Below are 1,750 nucleotides of genomic sequence, written 5' to 3'. Positions count from 1 at the left end.
CTGCTCTTTAACAATTTATCAGACAATCTGTGTGGGCACTCGCAGGATTGATATCAGCGTCTCCGGACGTAAAAAATATCAAGTCTCACGAGTGAACACATAATGAAATTCATTATGACGTTTTACAGATGAGCACCGCTTAACTTGTTTAAGCAAATCAAACTTAAATTGAAGAGTTTGATCATGGCTCAGATTGAACGCTGGCGGCAGGCCTAACACATGCAAGTCGGACGGTAGCACAGAGAGCTTGCTCTTGGGTGACGAGTGGCGGACGGGTGAGTAATGTCTGGGGATCTGCCCGATAGAGGGGGATAACCACTGGAAACGGTGGCTAATACCGCATAACGTCGCAAGACCAAAGAGGGGGACCTTCGGGCCTCTCACTATCGGATGAACCCAGATGGGATTAGCTAGTAGGCGGGGTAATGGCCCACCTAGGCGACGATCCCTAGCTGGTCTGAGAGGATGACCAGCCACACTGGAACTGAGACACGGTCCAGACTCCTACGGGAGGCAGCAGTGGGGAATATTGCACAATGGGCGCAAGCCTGATGCAGCCATGCCGCGTGTATGAAGAAGGCCTTCGGGTTGTAAAGTACTTTCAGCGGGGAGGAAGGCGATGCGGTTAATAACCGCGTCGATTGACGTTACCCGCAGAAGAAGCACCGGCTAACTCCGTGCCAGCAGCCGCGGTAATACGGAGGGTGCAAGCGTTAATCGGAATTACTGGGCGTAAAGCGCACGCAGGCGGTCTGTTAAGTCAGATGTGAAATCCCCGGGCTTAACCTGGGAACTGCATTTGAAACTGGCAGGCTTGAGTCTTGTAGAGGGGGGTAGAATTCCAGGTGTAGCGGTGAAATGCGTAGAGATCTGGAGGAATACCGGTGGCGAAGGCGGCCCCCTGGACAAAGACTGACGCTCAGGTGCGAAAGCGTGGGGAGCAAACAGGATTAGATACCCTGGTAGTCCACGCCGTAAACGATGTCGACTTGGAGGTTGTTCCCTTGAGGAGTGGCTTCCGGAGCTAACGCGTTAAGTCGACCGCCTGGGGAGTACGGCCGCAAGGTTAAAACTCAAATGAATTGACGGGGGCCCGCACAAGCGGTGGAGCATGTGGTTTAATTCGATGCAACGCGAAGAACCTTACCTACTCTTGACATCCAGCGAACTTGGCAGAGATGCCTTGGTGCCTTCGGGAACGCTGAGACAGGTGCTGCATGGCTGTCGTCAGCTCGTGTTGTGAAATGTTGGGTTAAGTCCCGCAACGAGCGCAACCCTTATCCTTTGTTGCCAGCGATTCGGTCGGGAACTCAAAGGAGACTGCCGGTGATAAACCGGAGGAAGGTGGGGATGACGTCAAGTCATCATGGCCCTTACGAGTAGGGCTACACACGTGCTACAATGGCGCATACAAAGAGAAGCGACCTCGCGAGAGCAAGCGGACCTCACAAAGTGCGTCGTAGTCCGGATCGGAGTCTGCAACTCGACTCCGTGAAGTCGGAATCGCTAGTAATCGTGGATCAGAATGCCACGGTGAATACGTTCCCGGGCCTTGTACACACCGCCCGTCACACCATGGGAGTGGGTTGCAAAAGAAGTAGGTAGCTTAACCTTCGGGAGGGCGCTTACCACTTTGTGATTCATGACTGGGGTGAAGTCGTAACAAGGTAACCGTAGGGGAACCTGCGGTTGGATCACCTCCTTACCTGAAGATACCTTCCGGCGCAGTGTCCACACAGATTGTCTGATA

1 rRNA gene is annotated in these 1,750 nt (G+C 53.4%); it reads left to right on the top strand.

Going from position 1 to position 1,750, the window contains the following annotated elements:
- Positions 1-165: 165 nt before the first annotated feature.
- Positions 166-1,705, top strand: a 16S ribosomal RNA gene (locus tag AABB92_RS23300).
- Positions 1,706-1,750 lie beyond the last annotated feature (45 nt).

Origin of the sequence: Pantoea brenneri (assembly GCF_038594305.1) — a bacterium.
GTDB classification, from domain to species: domain Bacteria; phylum Pseudomonadota; class Gammaproteobacteria; order Enterobacterales; family Enterobacteriaceae; genus Pantoea; species Pantoea brenneri.
This window is presented reverse-complemented; position numbering and strand designations above follow the sequence as displayed.